The organism is Streptomyces swartbergensis (assembly GCF_002148965.1).
Taxonomy (GTDB): domain Bacteria; phylum Actinomycetota; class Actinomycetes; order Streptomycetales; family Streptomycetaceae; genus Streptomyces; species Streptomyces swartbergensis.
The window spans coordinates 1-3,351 of the sequence record NZ_NGFN01000545.1 but is presented as its reverse complement, the minus strand read 5'-3'; the positions used below and the strand labels follow the sequence as shown (position 1 = coordinate 3,351).

Below are 3,351 nucleotides of genomic sequence, written 5' to 3'. Positions count from 1 at the left end.
GGTTCGGGGTGGGGCCCCGGGTGCTTGGCGGGGTGCGGGTTGCGTGTGGTTGATCGCGCAGTTCCCCGCGCCCCTGACGGGGCGCTGACACCCCTCTGAGCAGGGCGCATGTCGAATGAGCGCGCGCCCCATGGGTGGGCAAAGGCGACGGGGACCTGGGGCAAGGAACCCCCAAAACGGCGCCAACAGTCGACAGGTCTGCTGCCTTCGGTCCGGCTGAGGAGTCCACTGGGTCGCGGGGACGGAATCGTCCTCACGCCACAGCGGAACAGGAGCTGGCATGAGTGAGATCGCAGGGCAGACCGGGCTCCGCGCCGGTGCGAACGCCGTCGTCAACGAGTCGTACTCCTTCGCCTGCATGCGCTGCGGGTACGGCTGGGAGCAGTCCTACGAGATAGAGCACCACACGGACGCCACGGGACACGAGTTCGTCTTCTACGTGGCGGACGGCAAGGTCGTGCCCTCCCCGTTGAGCAAGCCCACGTGCCAGAACTGCGACGGACACGTCGTACGGATCATGCGGCCCGGGCGGGTCGAGTCGGCACGCAACGCGGAGCACCGGCACGGCCGCGTGCCGCCGCCCGCCGGGCCCGTGGAGGCCCCGAAGGCGGATGCCGAGGGGACGGATGAGCAGCTCGAGCACCACCACTGGCATCTCTCCGACCTGCTGCACCCCTTCCAGCGCAAGGCGAGCTGACCCGTCCGGCTCCCCTTGTTCGACGCCCTCCCCGCTCCTCCCCCGCCGGGGAGGGCGTCGCCCTTTCGTAGGATCGGGGCATGCCTTCGAACGACTCCGGCAAGCACGCCGCGCCCCCGCTCCCGGACCCTCTCCGGGTGCCGGTCGCCGACTCCCACACGCATCTGGACATGCAGTCCGGCACGGTCGAGGAGGCGCTGGCGAAGGCGGCGTCGGTCGGAGTGACGACGGTCGTGCAGGTCGGCTGCGACCTGAAGGGCTCCCGCTGGGCGGCCGAGACGGCGGCCGCGTACGACGCCGTCCACGCGACGGTCGCCCTGCACCCGAACGAGGCGCCCCGGATCGTCCACGGCGACCCCGACGGTTGGTCGAGGCAGGGCGCGCGCGAACCCGGCGGGCAGGCGGCCCTGGACGACGCGCTCGCGGAGATCGACAGGCTGGCCGCGTTTCCCCAGGTCAAGGGCGTGGGTGAGACGGGCCTCGACTACTTCCGCACCGGGCCCGAGGGCAAGGAGGCGCAGGAGAAGTCCTTCCGCGCCCACATCGAGATCGCCAAGCGGCACGGCAAGGCCCTGGTCATCCACGACCGCGACGCCCACGCCGACGTCCTGCGCGTGCTGAAGGAGGAGGGCGCCCCCGAGCGAACCGTCTTCCACTGCTACTCCGGCGACGCCGAGATGGCGCAGATCTGCGCGAGCGCGGGCTACTTCATGTCCTTCGCCGGCAACGTCACCTTCAAGAACGCCCAGAACCTGCGGGACGCGGTGGCGGTGGCCCCGCCGGAGCTGCTGCTGGTGGAGACGGACGCGCCCTTCCTCACACCGGTGCCGTACCGCGGCCGGCCCAACGCCCCGTACCTCGTGCCGATCACCGTGCGGGCCATGGCGGAGGTGCGCGGCGTCGACGAGGACACGCTGGCGACGGCTCTCGCCGAGAACACGGCGCGCGCTTTCGGCTACTGACCCGAGCGCGCCGTACGACTGTGCGTAGTCGCGTCGCTTTGGAGAGTGACGGACGCTCCGCTAGGTTCTGGGGGCCCGATCCGGACCCCTCTGGACCCCCTCCGGCCCCTGGAGCGTGTCGGCGTGAGCAACTCGCAGTACGAGACCTACAAGACGTACGAGACATTCGAGCCGTACGAGGCGTATGGCCCGGCCTGTGCGCACCCGGTGTACGGCGGTTTCGACGCGCCGCCCGCCGATCTGCACAGCGCCGAGACGCTCGGGTACGGGAGGCCCGGGGCGCCCGTCGCCCACGAGGACACCTACCGGCCCGCCTACGAGGTGCCGCCCCTGCCCGGGCTGCCCCGGCAGGGCGCCCCGGACGACGATGCGGCAGCACCCGTGACCGGCGCGCGCACAACGCGCGCGGAAGCGCGGGCCGAAGCCCCCGCCGCGGCGCGCACCGGCTCGCACCGCCGGTCCGCGCGCCGGCGCAAGACTCGGTACGCCGAGCGCCCGGGCGACGGCTCCATGCGGCGGCTGCTCCCGCAGGCCCTGGTCGTCGCCTTCCTGGCGGGCGGCACCACGGCGTTCGTCGCCAAGGACAAGGCGATCGAGCTGAACGTCGACGGCAAGGCGCGCACCCTGCACACCTTCGCCGACGATGTCACCGAGCTGCTGGCGGAGGAGGGCGTCGACGTCGGCGCCCACGACGTGGTGGCGCCCGGCCCCGGCATGGAGCTCACCAGCGGCGACGAGGTCGCCGTGCACTACGGCCGCCCCGTGCGGCTCACCCTCGACGGACAGCGGAGCGAGGTGTGGACGACGGCACACACCGTGGAGGGGGCGCTCCGGCAGCTGGGGGTGCGACAGGAGGGCGCGTACGTGTCCACGTCGCGCTCCCGGCGTATCGGGCGGGAAGGGCTCGCGCTGGACGTGCGGACCGAACGCGCGGTCACGATCATGGCGGACGGCCGCGCCCGCACCGTCCGCACCAACGCGGCGACTGTGCGGGAGGCCGTCGAGGAGGCCGGGATCACCCTGCGCGGCCAGGACACCACGTCGGTCCCGCAGGGCAGCTTCCCGCGCGACGGACAGACCGTCACGGTGCTGCGGATCACCGGCGGCAAGGAGGTCCGTGAGGAGCCGATCCCCTTCCAGGTGCGGCGGACCGACGACCCGACCCTGTTCCGCGGCACGGAGGTCGTCGAAGAGGCGGGCCGGCCCGGCCTGCGCCGGGTCACCTACTCCCTGCGCACCGTCAACGGCGTCAAGCAGAAGCCGCGCCGGATCCGGTCCGAGGTGGTACGCGAACCACGCCCGCAGGTGGTGAAGGTCGGCACGAAGCCGCGACCGACGTCCGTGCAGGGCGCCGACCACCTCGACTGGCAGGGCCTCGCGGCCTGCGAGTCCGGCGGCCGCCCCGACGCGGTCGACTCATCGGGCACCTACGGCGGCCTCTACCAGTTCGACACCCAGACCTGGCAGGCCCTCGGCGGCCAGGGCCGCCCCCAGGACGCCCCGGCGGCGGAACAGACGTACCGCGCGAAGAAGCTGTACGTACGGCGGGGGGCGAGTCCTTGGCCGCACTGCGGGGGCCGCTTGCGCGGGTGACAGCCTGGCTGCGGGCGTCGGTCCCGCCCAGCTGCGGGCAATCGTGCCGCTATGGGCGGCACCCGTCCCAACGAAGCGGCACCCCGCCCCGCCGGGCTG

General features: G+C 72.9%; 3 protein-coding genes. All 3 read left to right on the top strand.

The annotated features are described in order from the left end of the window. Positions 1 to 280 precede the first annotated feature (280 nt). The 3 genes from CA983_RS41795 to CA983_RS41785 all read left to right on the top strand — a co-directional run bounded on the left by CA983_RS41795 (position 281) and on the right by CA983_RS41785 (position 3,252). Positions 281 to 697: a hypothetical protein gene (locus tag CA983_RS41795; protein ID WP_086605871.1), complete on the top strand. Its 417-nt coding sequence runs from the start codon at positions 281 to 283 to the stop codon at positions 695 to 697. Between the two features lie 80 nt (positions 698 to 777). Further along, the gene (locus CA983_RS41790) at positions 778 to 1,659 is read left to right on the top strand and encodes a TatD family hydrolase (RefSeq protein ID WP_086605870.1); all 882 of its coding nucleotides are present in this window, start codon (positions 778 to 780) and stop codon (positions 1,657 to 1,659) included. A 123-nt stretch (positions 1,660 to 1,782) separates the two neighbouring features. Continuing rightward, positions 1,783 to 3,252, top strand: coding sequence for a resuscitation-promoting factor (locus CA983_RS41785; RefSeq protein ID WP_086605869.1), 1,470 nt, complete (start codon positions 1,783 to 1,785; stop codon positions 3,250 to 3,252). The last annotated feature ends 99 nt before the right edge of the window (positions 3,253 to 3,351 follow it).

Excerpts from the sequence above, each read along its gene's own strand:
- CA983_RS41795 (WP_086605871.1), top strand. The coding sequence starts at position 281 with ATGAGTGAGATCGCAGGGCAGACCGGGCTCCGCGCCGGTGCGAACGCC.
- CA983_RS41790 (WP_086605870.1), top strand. The coding sequence starts at position 778 with ATGCCTTCGAACGACTCCGGCAAGCACGCCGCGCCCCCGCTCCCGGAC.